Annotated in this window: 14 protein-coding genes and 3 pseudogenes; 11 read left to right on the forward strand and 6 right to left on the reverse strand. The window is 46.7% G+C overall.

Features of this window, described 5'->3' with window-relative positions:
* Positions 1–25: 25 nt before the first annotated feature.
* A pseudogene (locus TZ48_RS00430) lies at positions 26–253 on the reverse strand (arginyltransferase); the annotation flags it as partial.
* A pseudogene (gene aat, locus TZ48_RS00435) lies at positions 250–977 on the reverse strand (leucyl/phenylalanyl-tRNA--protein transferase). The pseudogenes aat and TZ48_RS00430, both read right to left, overlap by 4 nt.
* Positions 978–1,169: 192 nt before the next feature.
* Between aat and aroA the strand changes: the two are divergent.
* Positions 1,170–2,450 carry a 3-phosphoshikimate 1-carboxyvinyltransferase gene (gene aroA, locus TZ48_RS00440; RefSeq protein ID WP_112477849.1) on the forward strand — a complete coding sequence of 427 codons (1,281 nt, stop codon included), beginning with the start codon at positions 1,170–1,172 and terminating at the stop codon, positions 2,448–2,450.
* Positions 2,451–2,564: 114 nt separating this feature from the next.
* Here aroA and TZ48_RS00445 read toward each other — a convergent pair whose 3' ends face one another.
* Positions 2,565–2,810, reverse strand: a complete 246-nt coding sequence (locus tag TZ48_RS00445; RefSeq protein WP_112460458.1) for a YciN family protein — start codon at positions 2,808–2,810, stop codon at positions 2,565–2,567.
* 334 nt (positions 2,811–3,144) lie between these two features.
* Between TZ48_RS00445 and topA the strand changes: the two genes are divergently transcribed.
* Positions 3,145–5,781, forward strand: a complete 2,637-nt coding sequence (topA, locus tag TZ48_RS00450) for a type I DNA topoisomerase (RefSeq protein WP_112477850.1) — start codon at positions 3,145–3,147, stop codon at positions 5,779–5,781.
* 165 nt (positions 5,782–5,946) lie between these two features.
* Here the strand turns inward: topA and TZ48_RS24550 are convergent, their stop codons facing one another.
* Positions 5,947–6,114 (reverse strand): hypothetical protein, encoded by a 168-nt coding sequence (locus TZ48_RS24550; RefSeq protein ID WP_239670621.1) that lies wholly within the window; start codon positions 6,112–6,114, stop codon positions 5,947–5,949.
* Between the two features lie 415 nt (positions 6,115–6,529).
* Here TZ48_RS24550 and htpX point away from each other — a divergent pair, with 415 nt between their 5' ends.
* The 9 genes from htpX to TZ48_RS00500 all read left to right on the forward strand — a co-directional run bounded on the left by htpX (position 6,530) and on the right by TZ48_RS00500 (position 13,734).
* Entirely contained in the window at positions 6,530–7,405 is an 876-nt protein-coding gene (gene htpX / locus TZ48_RS00460; RefSeq protein WP_112477852.1) for a protease HtpX, read from the forward strand.
* Between the two features lie 186 nt (positions 7,406–7,591).
* Positions 7,592–8,011 (forward strand): nuclear transport factor 2 family protein, encoded by a 420-nt coding sequence (locus TZ48_RS00465; protein ID WP_042501824.1) that lies wholly within the window; start codon positions 7,592–7,594, stop codon positions 8,009–8,011.
* A 4-nt stretch (positions 8,012–8,015) separates the two neighbouring features.
* On the forward strand, positions 8,016–8,741 hold the full coding sequence (locus TZ48_RS00470; RefSeq protein WP_112477853.1) for an SDR family NAD(P)-dependent oxidoreductase: 726 nt from the start codon (positions 8,016–8,018) through the stop codon (positions 8,739–8,741).
* A gap of 21 nt (positions 8,742–8,762) precedes the next feature.
* Positions 8,763–10,061, forward strand: a complete 1,299-nt coding sequence (locus TZ48_RS00475) for an NAD(P)/FAD-dependent oxidoreductase (protein ID WP_112477854.1) — start codon at positions 8,763–8,765, stop codon at positions 10,059–10,061.
* On the forward strand, positions 10,061–10,834 hold the full coding sequence (locus TZ48_RS00480; RefSeq protein WP_112477855.1) for a DUF1365 domain-containing protein: 774 nt from the start codon (positions 10,061–10,063) through the stop codon (positions 10,832–10,834). Before TZ48_RS00475 ends, TZ48_RS00480 begins: the two co-directional genes overlap by 1 nt.
* An 11-nt stretch (positions 10,835–10,845) precedes the next feature.
* A complete protein-coding gene (locus TZ48_RS00485) occupies positions 10,846–12,102 on the forward strand; it encodes an SAM-dependent methyltransferase (RefSeq protein WP_112477856.1) in 1,257 nt (418 codons plus the stop codon).
* A gap of 26 nt (positions 12,103–12,128) precedes the next feature.
* The gene (locus TZ48_RS00490) at positions 12,129–12,644 is read left to right on the forward strand and encodes a DUF2878 domain-containing protein (protein WP_112477857.1); all 516 of its coding nucleotides are present in this window, start codon (positions 12,129–12,131) and stop codon (positions 12,642–12,644) included.
* Positions 12,634–13,185, forward strand: coding sequence for a chalcone isomerase family protein (locus TZ48_RS00495; protein WP_112477858.1), 552 nt, complete (start codon positions 12,634–12,636; stop codon positions 13,183–13,185). Before TZ48_RS00490 ends, TZ48_RS00495 begins: the two co-directional genes overlap by 11 nt.
* Before the next feature lie 12 nt (positions 13,186–13,197).
* Positions 13,198–13,734 (forward strand): DUF3833 domain-containing protein, encoded by a 537-nt coding sequence (locus tag TZ48_RS00500; protein WP_112477859.1) that lies wholly within the window; start codon positions 13,198–13,200, stop codon positions 13,732–13,734.
* Between the two features lie 148 nt (positions 13,735–13,882).
* On the opposite strand, the gene purB is transcribed toward TZ48_RS00500, so the two are convergent.
* The gene (gene purB / locus TZ48_RS00505) at positions 13,883–15,253 is read right to left on the reverse strand and encodes an adenylosuccinate lyase (protein WP_112477860.1); all 1,371 of its coding nucleotides are present in this window, start codon (positions 15,251–15,253) and stop codon (positions 13,883–13,885) included.
* Between the two features lie 186 nt (positions 15,254–15,439).
* Positions 15,440–16,056, reverse strand: a pseudogene (gene hflD, locus TZ48_RS00510) (high frequency lysogenization protein HflD).
* Positions 16,057–16,058: the final 2 nt, after the last annotated feature.

Genomic DNA, 16,058 nt, shown 5'->3' on the forward strand with positions numbered 1-16,058 from the left:
TTTGGATCTTTGGGTTGGCTTAAATCGGCACGGAGACACGCAGGGCTTGGCATGCCTGACATGTATCGCACTGCGGTTTGTACAAGGTATTACCGCTGCGACGAAACCCATTAGCGAGCAGCATTTCGAAATTGTCGCTATTGTGCATCTCTTTTTCCAGCACGATAGCGACACGCTCTTCCTTGGTTGTAATGTAACTGCAAGGCTGTTTGCGGCTAAGCCCAATTCGGATTTGTTGCACGGCCATTGTCATTGATTCTCACCTCTGTCTATAGCCAATGATAGCGTTTGCGGTGAAAAACAGGAAAGATCCATGGCAGATTGTTGATGTTGCTGCAAACGTGACAGGAACTCATCACGACTCATTTCTATCGCACCGAGGGACTCCAAGTGTGGGTTCATCACTTGGCAGTCAATCAGCTTCCCACCAAGCTGAGTGAAATGATGACAGAAATACCAAAGGGCGATTTTTGATGCATTGGGGCAAGGGAGAACATGGATTCACCACAGAAAACTTGGCCAATTGAGAGTCCATAAAGTCCGCCAATGAGTTCATCGTCTCGCCATACTTCAACCGAGTGACAGTAGCCCATCTTAGCCAGTGTGATATAGGCGGCACGCATGTCGTCGTTGAGCCATGTTTCCTCTAGTGGGCGGGTGCTTGAGCAGTAGCCGATGACCGCTTCGGTATTATGGTTGATAGTGACGCGATACTGATGCTTGCGCTGAAACTTTTTAAGGCTTTTTGATGGCTTGTAAATTTCAGGCTTAAATACAGCACGTGGAGATGGGCTCCACCAAAGCAATGGCTCATTGGGTCCAAACCACGGAAATACACCATTCTTGTAAGCACTGATTAGACGCTCTGGGCGTAAATCGCCGCCAAATGCAAGCAGTCCGTTGGGCTCGTCTAATGCTTCATATGGCGAGGGGAAGCTTAGGTCTTCGACATCCAACTCGGGAAGATAAATGGTCATACGAAAGTGGCTCTGTGTTCTAGGTTTTTGCTATGTACTAGTTAACTAGTATTTGTTTGGTTGTTTTTTGACCCCTAATGGTATGATTAGGGGTAGCGCTTGGTCACTATTTTCGATAGTCTGCCAGTACGAAGAATTATAGAGGATACTTCACGTTAGGATCGAAGTATCGACAAAGGATTAAACACCCCAATGGAAAGCTTAACATTACAACCTATTCAGAAAGTATCGGGAACCGTTAATCTTCCTGGTTCGAAAAGCGTTTCCAACCGTGCCTTACTTCTTGCAGCACTTGCTGAAGGCACGACAACACTGACTAACCTACTCGATAGTGATGACATCCGTCATATGCTTAACGCGCTTACTAAACTTGGCGTTGAGTATCAGTTATCTGACGACAAAACTCAATGTGTGGTCAAAGGTTTAGGTAAGGCGTTTACCGTAGATGCAGCCACAGAATTGTTTTTGGGCAATGCAGGTACCGCAATGCGCCCCCTTGCTGCAGCTCTGTGTTTAGGACAAGGTGAGTTTGTACTTACTGGTGAGCCTCGCATGAAAGAGCGACCAATTGGTCACTTAGTCGATGCGCTTGTCGAAGCGGGCGCGGATATTACTTATCTTGAGAGCGAGCATTACCCTCCGTTAAAAATTAACGGCACTGGATTAAAAGGTGGCCACGTTAAAATCGATGGATCTATCTCAAGCCAGTTCCTGACCGCCTTTTTGATGTCAGCGCCTCTTGCGAAAGCGGATGTGACGATTGAGATTGTTGGTGACTTAGTGTCTAAGCCATACATCGATATTACTCTACACATCATGAAGCAGTTTGGCGTTGAAGTTGAAAACCAAAACTATCAGCAATTTGTTGTGAAAAGTGGTCAACAATACCGCTCACCGGGTCAATTCTTGGTGGAAGGGGATGCATCATCGGCCTCTTACTTTCTTGCTGCTGCGGCAATCAAAGGTGGTGAAATTAAAGTCACAGGTATTGGTAAAAATAGTATCCAAGGTGACATTCATTTCGCTGACGCGCTGGAAAAAATGGGCGCAGACATTGAATGGGGTGATGATTACATTTTGTGCCGCAAAGGTGAGTTAGTCGGCATTGATATGGACTACAACCATATCCCCGATGCTGCGATGACTATCGCGACAACGGCGCTATTTGCAAAAGGCACCACGGCCATTCGCAATGTTTACAACTGGCGTGTAAAAGAAACCGATCGACTTGCTGCGATGGCGACAGAACTACGTAAAGTAGGCGCGAAAGTCGAAGAGGGGGAAGACTACATTATTGTCGAACCGACATCGGAGCTTAAACATGCCGCCATTGATACTTATGATGATCACCGTATGGCGATGTGTTTCTCGCTGGTCGCATTGAGCGACACACCAGTGACGATCAATGATCCTAAATGTACGTCAAAAACCTTCCCGGACTACTTTGACAAACTAGCCGGACTTAGCCAGTAATTTTTAAAGCGCCTTATCGAAAGATAGGGCGCTTTGGTTTTGAAGACCGAGTTTTAAAGATCTCGTTTTTGAAGGCCTAGATTTTGAAGAACTCGTTTTTACAGATGCCGACAATTATTTGAGCGTGAACTCTTTAGAAAGATGGTGAGCTAGGTATTTAAACATATTGAAAACTGCCGTCGTTTTCTCAGTCGGTAAACCATTGTCATCCAAAAAATAGTTGCCTTTAAAGACCAATACTCCGTCTTTCTCCTCTACGCTATCAGCGCGCATGCCATCTAGGTAGTCGTCATGCTCTTGGATGACTTGGTTAGCAATTAACAAAAGGTCGAATGGTGAGATAGGCGTTTTTTGTGACATATTGATGTCCTCTATATATATGGCTTTGCCGTAGTGTATGAGCGACACCGCATTTTGCAAGGGTAAATATCTCAGCTATAGTTAGCAGCAATTTGTGATTTGCGACAAACTTTGCTTAATGTTGCTGGTCAAGCTGGGTAAATGACGTTTAATATTGCGCCATTTTTCAAATAGCGAGCCTGTATCGATCGGACATTTGTCGACCAATTAGCTTCTGATTGTAAAAAAACAGGTTGATCTTCTTTTGTTCTCGCTCAATAGTAAAAAAAGAAGCATACATTTCGAACATCGTGCGATTAAATGTCGCAATGTGATATAGGACGTTAGTGTCATTATGGGAAAGTCACTAGTTATAGTGGAGTCACCTGCTAAAGCTAAAACCATTAATAAGTACCTCGGTAAAGACTTTATTGTTAAGTCGAGTGTGGGTCACGTTCGTGATTTGCCAACTGCCGGTCAGAGTACAGGTAAAAAAGCGGCTGCGGTGTCTACCAAAGGCTTAAGTGCTGAAGAAAAAGCACGAATTAAAAAAGAAAAAGACCGTAAGGCACTCATCAAAAAGATGGGTATCAACCCATTCGACGATTGGGCGGCAAACTATCAAGTGCTACCTGGCAAAGAAAAGGTAGTCGCTGAGCTGCAAAAGCTTGCCAAAGACGCTGACCACGTTTATCTCGCAACCGATTTGGACCGCGAAGGAGAAGCTATCGCATGGCACCTTCGTGAGATCATCGGCGGCGATGAAGAGCGATATAAGCGTGTGGTCTTTAATGAAATTACTAAAAATGCTATCCAACAAGCGTTCCAGGATCCTGGCGAGCTGAATATGGATGGTGTTAATGCTCAGCAAGCGCGTCGTTTCCTCGACCGAGTTGTGGGCTTTATGGTGTCTCCGTTACTTTGGAAAAAAGTCGCTAGGGGCTTGTCTGCTGGCCGCGTACAGTCGGTTGCCGTTAAGCTGCTGGTAGAGCGTGAGCGTGAAATCAATGCGTTTATTCCAGAAGAGTTCTGGGATATTCATGCAGACACCAAAACAACAGACAAAACTGACTTCCGTTTACTTGTTGCTCAGAAGCAAGGCAAGGCATTTAAGCCTGTTAACGAGGCGGAAGCGAAAGCGGCGGTCGCAACACTCGATAAGGCCGTATACGAAGTTTGCAAACGTGAAGATAGACCAACACAGAGCAAACCGTCAGCGCCATATATCACGTCAACACTGCAGCAGGCGGCAAGTACGCGTCTAGGCTATGGTGTGAAAAAGACCATGATGCTCGCTCAAAGGCTCTATGAGGCGGGTTACATCACATATATGCGTACTGACTCGACTAACCTCAGTGCAGAAGCTGTGGATGCGGTACGTGGCTTTATTGATAGTGAATTCGGTGACGCTTACCTACCGGCTAAGCCAAACTTCTACGGTAGCAAAGAAGGGGCGCAAGAAGCGCACGAAGCGATCCGTCCATCAGACGTGAATGTTAAAGTTGACGATCTGAAAGGGATGGAAGCGGACGCTCACAAACTGTATGCGTTGATTTGGAATCAATTTGTTGCGTGTCAAATGACGCCAGCGAAATACGATTCGACGACCATCAGTGTTAAAGCGGATGACTACACGCTAAAAGCGAAAGGCCGAATTCTTAAGTTTGATGGTTGGACTCGCGTGCAGCGTCCAATGGGCAAAAATGAAGATGCGATTCTTCCAGCCGTTCAACTGGGTGATAAGCTCGACTTAGTCGCACTGGATCCAAAACAGCACTTCACTAAGCCGCCAGCGCGCTTTACTGAAGCTGCATTGGTTAAAGAACTTGAGAAACGTGGCATTGGCCGTCCGTCGACCTATGCTTCTATCATCTCTACGATCCAAGATCGCGGTTACGTGAAAGTGGATCAGCGTCGTTTCTACGCAGAGAAGATGGGTGAGATCGTTACAGACCGTCTGGATGACAGCTTTACCGATTTGATGAACTATGACTTCACTGCTCGTATGGAGCAGAAGCTAGACCAGATCGCAGAAGGTGAGACCAACTGGAAGCAAGTTCTGAATGACTTCTTTGCCGAGTTCACCACCGACCTTGGTAAAGCGGAGCTTGATGAAGAGCATGGCGGTATGAAGCCAAACCACATCGTTGAAACTGACATCGAGTGTCCAACATGTGGTCGCCCAATGGGCATCCGTACAGCGTCAACAGGTGTATTCCTAGGTTGTTCTGGTTATGCGCTGCCGCCGAAAGAGCGTTGCAAAACGACCATCAACCTTGGTGACGAAGAAGGCATTATCAACGTTCTAGAAGAAGACGTTGAAACCGCTGCACTTCGCGCTAAGAAGCGTTGTCCAATCTGTGAAACGGCGATGGACGCGTACCTGATTGACGACAAGCGTAAGCTTCATGTGTGTGGTAACAACCCGAACTGTGAAGGTTATGTGGTAGAGCACGGCGAGTTTAAGGTGAAAGGCTATGATGGCCCAACCGTTGAATGTGATAAATGTGGCTCTGAGATGGTATTGAAAAATGGCCGTTTTGGTAAGTACATGGATTGCACCAGCGAAACCTGTAAGAACACACGTAAGATCCTTAAGAACGGTGAAATCGCACCGCCTAAAGAAGATCCTGTGCATTTCCCTGAGTTGCCTTGTGAAAACTCAGATGCGTATTTTGTATTGCGTGACGGTGCTTCTGGCCTGTTTATGGCGGCAAGCAACTTCCCTAAATCACGTGAAACCCGTGCCCCGTTGGTGAGTGAGCTTGCTCGCTTTAAAGAGCGCTTATCACCTAAGTTTGTTTACTTAGCTGACGCGCCAACAGAAGACCCAGATGGTCGCCCAACGGTTGTTCGCTTCAGTCGTAAGACCAAAGAGAACTACATTCGTTCAGAGATTGATGGCAAGCCATCTGGTTGGACAGGCCTCTATGTTGATGGCAAGTGGGAAATCACTGACAAACGCAAGAAGCCTAAAGAGTCGAAAGCGTAACAGCGCTTAGTGACCCTAGAGTGTTAATAAAACCTGATGTGTCGTTTGATACATCAGGTTTTTTATTAGTTTGAAAACATCCTGCTATTTACAACAAAACACAAAAAGCAAAAGAGCCGCATCACTGCGGCTCTTAAATGTCTTTCGCTTGTCTTTCGAGCGGGGTTACTTGTCTTCTGACAAACCCACAAGCGCCGACTGAGTTTCCATAATATGAGCATCGATATCACTGCTATCGCTGATACCCAGTTGCTCGCGAGCCTCATCTTCACTGATTCCCAAGTGGCAGCACAGCAAATCGATGGCCATCTGAAAGTTGTTGTTTTCTACCATGGTGGTTTCCTTTTCCTATGGGCTTTGACCTGCTTGGACTTTATCTTGTCAGTGCCAGAGTCACAATAAGACCAAAGTCTAAGGCCTCAAAGCCCGATCTCCTCACACAACAATGTTGCATTGCATCTCTCCAGCGGCACATAATGAGCGTGCTGGAGATTGCTTCACTATTTCAATACGTTATTCTTTATAAAGTAGTCAAAAGATTAATGCTTTGTTGCAATTTAAAGCTTAACCTTGAATTTCAAATCCACGACACTATGTATATATTGAATGTGAAAAATGCCACTTGGATCTCAAAGTAGTGTTGATACTGCGAGCAAGATAACAATCACCAAGAGAAAAACACAAAGGCATGATGCTCAAGTAACATTGAGTAGATAGAAAAATAGCTTCTTAATCTGGAGAAATGTAAATGAAGCGAGTAGCACTCTTTTTAGCGACTAACCTTGCGGTAGTTTTGGTATTGAGTATTGTCCTCAATATCGTCTACGCGGTGACAGGTATGCAGCCTGGTAGCCTATCAGGGTTACTCATTATGGCTGCAGTATTTGGCTTTGGTGGCTCGTTTATCTCTTTGATGATGTCAAAGAGCATGGCGCTGCGATCAGTCGGCGGAATGGTGATTGAAAGTCCACGCAACGAGACAGAGCATTGGTTACTGGAAACAGTGAGCCGTCAGTCACAGCAAGCAGGCATTGGTATGCCAACGGTTGCGATCTATGACTCGCCTGACATTAATGCATTTGCAACGGGTGCAAAGCGTGATGATTCGCTCGTTGCGGTATCTTCAGGTCTGCTACACAACATGACTCGTGATGAGGCAGAAGCGGTTCTGGCGCACGAGGTAAGTCACATTGCCAATGGTGACATGGTTACCATGACGCTGATGCAAGGCGTGGTGAACACCTTTGTTATCTTCTTGTCGCGTTTTATTGCCAATATCGTCGCATCAAACAACTCCGATGAAGAAGGCGAGGGTGGCAGTAACATGATGGTTTACTTCGGTGTGTCGTTTGTTCTTGAAATGGTATTTGGCTTCCTAGCAAGCTTTATTACCATGTGGTACAGCCGTCATCGTGAGTTCCATGCTGATGCTGGCGCGGCAAGCCTGGTTGGTAAGCAGAAGATGATTGCGGCGCTTGAGCGTCTGAAAATGAGCCAAGAATCTCAGCTTGAGGGCTCAATGATGGCATTTGGTATCAATGGTAAGCGTTCTATCACAGAACTACTGATGAGCCACCCACCGCTAGAAAAACGTATTAATGCACTACGTAGCGAACAGTACTAGTACTGAACCTTAAACAACCCGAACCTATTAAAAAGCTTGGAAAATTTTCCAAGCTTTTTTTTGATCTTTTCAAAATTGCGACCCGTAGTAGTTATACAAAAAATTGAAAATGCAAAAACTTGTATAAGTTTTGGGATGTACTAACTTGTACAGTAGGAATAAATGTATAACTAACAAAGGGTTGTTATGAATATCGAAGCCGTCAGTGAGGTTTACGGAAAACTGAGCAAAGACAACCTGTATTTGCTCGAAGACATTTATCACAAGGACGTGGTGTTTGAGGATTCGGCTCACCGTTTCGAAGGCTGGGATCAACTCTCTGCGTATTTCGACTCTCTTTATACCAACGTCATTCAATGTGACTTTCATATTCGTCATCATCAGCAAGTTGAAGACACGGGTTTTCTGACTTGGACAATGAAGCTTAAGCACCCAAAACTCAACGGGGGACAGCCTGTAGAGGTTAACGGGGTCAGCCAGATCCGCTTTAGCGGCGACCGCGTGATCTACCATCGCGACTATTTCGATTTAGGCGAAATGCTGTATGAGAACATACCGCTACTTGGTGTGGTCATCAGAAATATCAAGCAAAGGCTAGGGAAGTAGCACCATGGAGCATCAGTCGGTATTCATCACAGGCGCCTCTTCGGGCATAGGACGGCAATTGGCTGAAGATTATGCCGCAACGGGTATACATGTCTACGCGTGTGGGCGCTCGGAAATGAAACTCGAGGAAGTGAAAGCAGGGCGAGACAACATTACTACTTTGAGCTTTGACGTGACTGACAAAGAGCAGGTGAACCAAGCCATCAGCGTTTTAACTGAGGCACCGACGCTTTGGATAGTGAACGCTGGGGACTGTGAGTACATTGATAATGGCGAGCTTGATGCTGCGCTGATCGCGCGAGTAATGGACGTCAACGTCAATGGCAGCGTGAATGTATTAGCAGCTATCCAAGACAGACTGGATGAGCGTCACCACGTTGTTGTCGTGAGCTCTATTGCCGGTGAACTGGCTCTGCCACGCGCCGAAGCGTATGGCGCATCGAAAGCCGCGATTACCTATTTAACCAGAACATTACAGCTTGATTGGCAGCATAAGGGCGTATTGGTGAGTTGTGTGTTTCCTGGCTTTGTCAAAACGCCGCTCACCGACAAAAATGATTTTGATATGCCAATGATCGTCTCGACAGAAGAGGCGTCTGTGGCAATACGCGAAGGGATTGAGAAGCGCCAAACGACGATTTATTTCCCGAAAAAGTTTACCTCTATTCTCAGGGCAATTGCAGCTTTGCCCTACCGTTGGCAAACCAAAATAGTGGCTAAACTTCTATAAAAGAAACTAAGGATAATAATAATGAAGATTGCAATTGTAGGAACCGGAATATCAGGCTTAACGTGTGGCTATTATTTACATAAAGACCACGAAGTCACGTTATACGAAGCGAACGATTATATTGGTGGTCACACCGCGACTATTGATATCGAACACGAGGGCAAGCACTACGCCGTCGACACTGGCTTTATCGTCTATAATGACCGCACTTATCCAAATTTCATCAAAATGATGAACGAAGTTGGGGTGAGAGGTAACCCAACTCAAATGAGCTTCAGTGTCAAGAACGCAGCGAATGGGCTTGAATATAACGGCCACACTATCCCGACTCTGTTTGCACAAAAACGCAATCTACTTAACCCGACCTTCTACCGCTTCATCTTCGAGATTTTAAGGTTTAACAAACTGGCTAAAGCGTCTGCCGATGACGACAGCTTAGTAGAGCAAACTCTGGGTGAGTTTTTGCAATCGAACGATTTTTCGGACTACTTCACTCAAAACTATATCTTGCCAATGGGCGCCGCGATTTGGTCTTCGACGTTAGCGGACATGCGCGCGTTCCCGCTTCGCTTTTTCCTACGTTTCTTCTTGAACCACGGGTTACTTGACGTGGTGGATCGCCCGCAGTGGTATGTGATTGAGGGTGGCTCGCGTGCCTATATTGAACCGTTAACTCAAGGCTTTGCGAATTGTATTCGACTGAACTCACCAGTCAGTCGTGTTGAACGTGATGATAACGGCGTTAGTGTCACATCAAACGGTGCGACTGAACGTTTTGACAGAGTCATCTTCGCTTGTCACAGCGATCAGGCTTTGGCGATGATTGATGATGTTTCAGATGAAGAGTGCGAAATTCTCGGTGCAATGGCCTACCAAGATAATGAAGTCGTTCTGCACCGAGACACTAGCGTACTGCCAAAGCGTCAAGCGGCTTGGGCTTCATGGAATTATGCCTTAGATGGTGGCGAAGACGAGCAGCAACGCTTGCCGACGCTAACCTACAACATGAACATCTTGCAGCATATCGATTCAGACACCACCTTCTGCGTGTCACTCAACTCAGCAGAAAAAATCCAGCAAGACAAGATACTGCGTACCTTTAATTATAGCCATCCAGTATTTACTACTGAGAGTATCGCCGCTCAGCAGCGACGTGAGGAGCTTTGGGGCAAGCGCAATACTTGGTTCTGTGGTGCTTATTGGTACAACGGTTTCCATGAAGATGGCGTTCGCAGCGCACTAGATGTGGTGAACGGAATCGAGCAAGAGGTTTTGCAAACCGCGCCCGCTGACGAAACGTTGGCGCGAGGAGCGGCGTAATGTCTGTTTCAAGCCGCTTGATGATTGGTGAGGTCGGGCATCGGCGATTTACACCGACTAAGCACCACCTCAGTTATCCGCTGTTTATGCCCGCTATCGATCTCGACGAGGTCGATGAACTCCAACGAAGAGTATGGGGCTTTGGACGTCGCTGGTGGCATTGGGCTCGGTTTAAGCGTGACGATTACATTGGTGATGGTGACTTAAAGTTAGCGGTGCAAGACAAGGTTTTTGAACTGACTGGTGAGAGGCTCAGTGGCAAAGTCATTGCGGTCTGTCACCTTCGCTACCTAGGTTTGTATTTCAGCCCAGTCAACTTCTACTATTTATATGATGATCAAAACCAATGGCGATATTTACTGGCAGAGGTGAGTAATACGCCCTGGAATGAAAGGCACTATTACGCCATTGCCGCTGAATCTGGCGATGAAAACGTTAATTGGCAGCATGACAAAGCGTTTCACGTCTCACCGTTTAATCCGATTGACCAACGTTATCACTGGAAGCTGAAACCTTTGAGTGACAGGGTATTTGTTCATTTAGAGTGTCATAAACCCAATAAAGTCTTTGACGCGACACTTCAAATGAAAGCGCAGCCGTTCACGTCATCTTCTTTGTTAAAACAATTGGTCAAAACACCAATAATGGCCGTAAAAGTGGTGGCTGGAATCTATTGGCACGCCTTTAAGCTTTGGCGAAAAGGGGTGCCAATATACGACCACCCAGGAAAGAACAATAACGAATTTTCGCAGCAATCGAATTCTAAGAATTAGGGAGAATTCCAATGTTACAAACCACGTCCCTAGACGTGCCAAAGACGCTCACTGGCTTACAAAAAACCGCTAAAGGTGTGGCTTTTAGTTGTTTACAGAAACTGGAAATTGGCACATTAACCATCATCGAGAGCTTTTCTAGCGACGGTGAGAGCAATCGTCAGGTGGAGGAGCGTTTCGGTGCACCGCGTTCTAACGAGCCTGCTGCGGTGATCGAAGTCAAACACCCCGAGTTTTACCGACGCTTACTTCAGGGCGGGAGCATTGCCGCCGGCGAGGCATATATGGATGATTGGTGGGAGAGCCCAGACCTTTCTGCACTAATGGAGTTGATGGCGCTCAACCTTGCCGCGTTAGACTCGATCGAAGATAAATCGAGCCTGCTGACCCGTATTATGTACAAACTCGGTCACTGGGTGAATCGCAACACGGTCTCTAAATCGAAAGAGAACATTGAGGCGCACTACGACTTGGGGAACAGCCTTTATGAAACCTTCCTCGATGAGCGAATGCTGTACTCCTCAGGCATCTATCAGCAGGATACAGATACCTTAGAGCAAGCGCAGATCAACAAAATGGAGCGTTTATGCCAGCAGTTAAAACTGCAACCCAGTGACCATGTGATCGAAATTGGCACGGGTTGGGGCGGAATGGCGATTTACATGGCGAAAAATTATGGTTGCCGTGTCACCACGACCACGATCTCGGAAGAGCAGTATGCGTACGCCCAACAAAGAGTGGCTGAAGAGGGACTGGCGGATAAAATCATCCTGCTAAAACAAGACTATCGCCTACTAGAGGGGCAATTCGATAAGCTGGTGTCCATTGAAATGATTGAAGCGGTGGGTAAGCAGTTTTTAGTTTCCTACCTTAAAAAGTGCCAATCGCTACTAAAACCAAAAGGTTTGATGGCGATACAAGCGATTACCATCGCGGATCAGCGCTACGATTATTATTCTGACAATGTCGACTTTATTCAGAAATACATTTTCCCAGGTGGCTTCTTGCCTTCCATAACTGCGCTAACGTCAAACACCACCAAGCACACGGATTTGATCGTCCGCGACTTATTCGACATTGGTCAAGATTATGCGAAAACTCTTGTGGATTGGCGCCTTCGTTTCGAAGCGGCGTTAACACGGGTGCGTGAGCTTGGATACGATGAGCGCTTTATCCGTATGTGGCGTTACTACTTCTGCTACTGTGAAGGTGGCTTTAGAGCGAAGAGTATCAGTACCGTCCATATCACGTTTCAACGCGGCCAATAGTTAGAGCTAAATGGAGTAGAGCGGTCATGAGTCGTGGTTGGAAGCTGTTAATAGTGAGTACTTGGTTCGAGCTGATGTGGGCGCTATCTGTATTGGGTCAGGAGCGGTTTCAATGGCTCGCACTTGCGCTTGCTGCAATTACTGTTGTGACCACCTTTAACAAGCTCAACCTGTCACTGCCCATCTGGGGTGCCATTGTTGGCCTTGGTTTAATTGTGGATAGCACAAATGCACTGACTGGCGTGTTGGTCTTTGATTCAGCGCTGCTTCCAATTTGGCTGGTGGCTCTATGGCTTATTTTTGCTTGGTATGCGTACTTTCTTGCTAGTTTTCTGACTTCTTATCCGATTTCCATCGTAGTAATAGTGGGTGGTGTGGCCGGAGCGCTGAGTTACTTCGCAGGGTTTAAACTCGGCGCTGTGGATACACACCTTTCTATTTTTACGATGATGGCGCTACTTTTCTTGCAATGGGTTGCCATCGTGTTCGTTGTGCTTCGATTGAGCACATACTCGGAGCGGAAGGTGAGTCATGAAAGCTAAAGTATTACTTGGATTATGTTTAGCGTTGGCGGTAGGTAACGCCTCTGCAACCAGCGATAGACCGGTGAGTTATGAAGGTTGGGGACAATGGAAAGTCGTCGGCGAGGCACAGCTGTCATGGCTCTTCTTTGATATTTACCGCTCACAGCTGCTTGCGCCTCAAGGCACTTATGCGTTGGGCAACGATGTATCCCCTCATCCTATCGCGCTGCGCATTGAATACCAGCGTGACATTAGCCGAGAGCAACTTTTAGAAGCGACGCTCGACCAATGGGAGAAAATGGGTGTCGACAAAGCGACTCGGAGCCAATGGATCGCCAAGCTGTATGATATTTTCCCAAGCGTTGCTGATGGTCATCAGCTTATCTACGTGACCGACGGTTCAACAGGTAATTTCTACTATTTGAACAGTGACAAACCGATGCAGAAAGTAGGGCGTATTGAGGACGAGTCACTCAATGATGGCTTTCTGTCTATTTGGCTAGGCAATAATACTCAATATCCTAAGCTGCGCGCCCAGCTGATAGGTATGAATCGTTAATAAGGAATAATAATGAAACGTATGCGGTGGTTGGCTTCATCTTTGATGCTTCCTTTTATCCTACTGCTCAGTGCTTGCAGCGCGGATTTAAAGGACTATCAAGGTTCTAATCCTGAATTCAATTTGTTTGAGTATTTTGAAGGTGAAACTAAAGCTTGGGGGATGGTGCAAGATTACACCGACAAACAAACTCGCCGCTTTGAAGTCGTGATCGTTGGAACCGTGCAGGGAGACCAGATCACTCTGATTGAGGACTTTGTGTTCGACGATGGCGAGTTCGATCAGCGTATTTGGACGATAGACAGACTGGCTGACGGAACCTACAAAGGCCGCGCGGATGACATCATCGGTGAGGCGACTGGAGAGGTAGTCGGTAACGCGCTGCGATGGCAATACGATTTTGAATTGGAAGTCGACGGTTCAACGTACACGGTGGCGTTTGACGATTGGATGTACCGCCAAGATGACAAGCATTTATTTAACCTAACTAGCATCCGCAAGTTCGGTATGGAAGTGGGTACGATAACCCTGTTTTTTCAAAAGCAGTAGTTTTTCAAGAACAGAAGCTTTTCAAAATCTGTGGCTCTGTCACTATAAGAGGCTAGTGCACAAACGTAAAAACGGCGGCGACATCACTATCGCCGCCGTTCTGTTTTGCACTCTAACTAGCGCTATCGCTAAGCTGAGTCGGCAAGCCTTACAGCTTGTCAGTTAGCTCGATAGCTTGACCGATGTAGTTCGCTGGTGTCATCTGTTTTAGACGCTCTTTCTCGTTTTCTGGAAGCTCTAGGCCGTCGATGAAGTTACGCATCGCTTCACCGTCAACACGCTTACCACGAGTCAGCTCTTTTAGCTTCTCGTATGGCTTCTCGATGCCGTAGCGACGCATCACTGTTTGTACAGGCTCTGCCAATACTTCCCAGTTGTTGTCTAGTTCAGCAAGAAGCGCTTCACGGTTTACTTCTAGTTTGCTAATGCCTTTAAGCGTAGATGTGTAAGCGATGATCGCGTAGCCACAGCCAACACCTAGGTTACGAAGTACTGTTGAGTCAGTAAGGTCACGCTGCCAGCGCGAAACAGGCAGTTTTTGTGCTAGGTGAGCGAATACTGCGTTTGCTAGACCTAGGTTACCTTCTGAGTTTTCAAAGTCGATTGGGTTAACTTTGTGCGGCATGGTTGAAGAGCCGATTTCGCCAGCGATGGTCTTCTGCTTGAAGTGGCCAAGTGCGATGTAACCCCAAACGTCACGGTCGAAATCGATCAGAATTGTGTTGAAACGTGCAATTGCATCGAATAGCTCAGCGATGTAGTCGTGTGGTTCGATCTGAGTTGTGTATGGGTTCCAAGTTACGCCAAGAGACTCAGTGATGAACTCTTCGCTGAACTTGTGCCAGTCTAGCTCAGGGTATGCAGAAAGGTGAGCGTTGTAGTTACCTACTGCGCCGTTGATCTTACCTAGGATTTCTACAGACTCGATTTGCTTGTATTGACGTTCCATACGGTAAGCAACGTTCGCCATCTCTTTACCCATGGTAGTCGGAGATGCTGGCTGGCCGTGCGTACGAGAAAGCAGTGGAATATCACGGTACTCTTCAGCGAGTTTGCTGATAGCGTCGATGATGTTACGGATTTCAGGAAGAACAACGGTGTCACGAGCTTCTTTAAGCATGAGCGCGTGAGACGTGTTGTTGATGTCTTCAGAAGTACAAGCGAAGTGGATGAACTCGTTTACAGCGTGAAGCTCTGGTACACCCGCTACTTTTTCTTTTAGGAAGTACTCAACCGCTTTAACGTCGTGGTTCGTTGTACGTTCGATTTCTTTAATGCGAGCTGCGTCTTCTTCGCTGAAGTTAGCCGCTAGTTCATCAAGAAACTGGTTCGCTTCTGCACTGAATGCTGGAACTTCTTTGATTGCATCCGTTGCTGCGAGTTTTTGCAACCAACGAATTTCAACGATAGAGCGGTACTTTAGTAGGCCAAACTCACTAAAGATGCTGCGAAGTGCAGTTGTCTTACTACCGTAACGGCCGTCTACTGGTGAAACAGCAGTCAATGCTGACAGTTCCATGATGTTCTCCTGAATTGGGTTTCTAAATTTCGTGAGCTTTATACCAATAACTGCGGCATTTGTCACGAACATTGCGCAAACGTTTGCGCTAAATGTATTTTGGTAGAAAAAGTAAACTCGCACAGGGTGCGAGTTTACAGTGATTCGTATGAGTAATAGTGACTCGAGTCGCTATACCGTTGTCTATTACATACGAGCAAGCAGAATCTGTGCTTGTTCAATCATTTTCTTGCGTCCGAACACTAAGTGTCTGCGCTTACCACCTACTTGGCGCCATAAAACAGCACTACGAATGCCAGACAGTAGCAGAGCGCGTACTTTCTGTTGAGTCGAGGTTTGCTGAAGTACCGCTGGAGTCCCGGTCACTTGAATGCGAGGTCCAATTGGCTGATGACGTCTAAGTAAACGCTGGCGAGGTTGCTGATCATTTGCTCATCGAGTAGCTCGTAGTGATCAAGTTGACGCTCAACCATTTGCAAGCGATCACCAAGCTGCGCCATAGCATCGTTGCGAGAGTTTAGTTTACGCTCTAGAGCCATCAAGCTAATGATATAGCGGGTGATTTCGCTGCCCGTAGGGGTGCTGTCGATCCCATTCACTAGACACTCGAGTCCAATTTTTAGATCAGACTCGATCCCGAACACGTCGAGTGTACTCGACGGGTTCATGTTAGTGATCGCTTTGATTGAGGTTTCAAACGCGTCTGAATCACAGTAACCGTCTTTAGCAACACGTTGAACGAGGGCAACGGCTTGGCAAATCCCTGCAAACGCTATAGTACGGTCATAAAGTGTATTAGCCACGT

Origin of the sequence: Vibrio variabilis, assembly GCF_003263785.1 — a bacterium.
GTDB lineage: Bacteria > Pseudomonadota > Gammaproteobacteria > Enterobacterales > Vibrionaceae > Vibrio > Vibrio variabilis.

Coding starts and splice junctions, on each gene's coding strand:
- aroA (WP_112477849.1), top strand. CDS start 1,170: ATGGAAAGCTTAACATTACAACCTATTCAGAAAGTATCGGGAACCGTT.
- TZ48_RS00445 (WP_112460458.1), bottom strand. CDS start 2,810: ATGTCACAAAAAACGCCTATCTCACCATTCGACCTTTTGTTAATTGCT.
- topA (WP_112477850.1), top strand. CDS start 3,145: ATGGGAAAGTCACTAGTTATAGTGGAGTCACCTGCTAAAGCTAAAACC.
- TZ48_RS24550 (WP_239670621.1), bottom strand. CDS start 6,114: ATGGTAGAAAACAACAACTTTCAGATGGCCATCGATTTGCTGTGCTGC.
- htpX (WP_112477852.1), top strand. CDS start 6,530: ATGAAGCGAGTAGCACTCTTTTTAGCGACTAACCTTGCGGTAGTTTTG.
- TZ48_RS00465 (WP_042501824.1), top strand. CDS start 7,592: ATGAATATCGAAGCCGTCAGTGAGGTTTACGGAAAACTGAGCAAAGAC.
- TZ48_RS00470 (WP_112477853.1), top strand. CDS start 8,016: ATGGAGCATCAGTCGGTATTCATCACAGGCGCCTCTTCGGGCATAGGA.
- TZ48_RS00475 (WP_112477854.1), top strand. CDS start 8,763: ATGAAGATTGCAATTGTAGGAACCGGAATATCAGGCTTAACGTGTGGC.
- TZ48_RS00480 (WP_112477855.1), top strand. CDS start 10,061: ATGTCTGTTTCAAGCCGCTTGATGATTGGTGAGGTCGGGCATCGGCGA.
- TZ48_RS00485 (WP_112477856.1), top strand. CDS start 10,846: ATGTTACAAACCACGTCCCTAGACGTGCCAAAGACGCTCACTGGCTTA.
- TZ48_RS00490 (WP_112477857.1), top strand. CDS start 12,129: ATGAGTCGTGGTTGGAAGCTGTTAATAGTGAGTACTTGGTTCGAGCTG.
- TZ48_RS00495 (WP_112477858.1), top strand. CDS start 12,634: ATGAAAGCTAAAGTATTACTTGGATTATGTTTAGCGTTGGCGGTAGGT.
- TZ48_RS00500 (WP_112477859.1), top strand. CDS start 13,198: ATGAAACGTATGCGGTGGTTGGCTTCATCTTTGATGCTTCCTTTTATC.
- purB (WP_112477860.1), bottom strand. CDS start 15,253: ATGGAACTGTCAGCATTGACTGCTGTTTCACCAGTAGACGGCCGTTAC.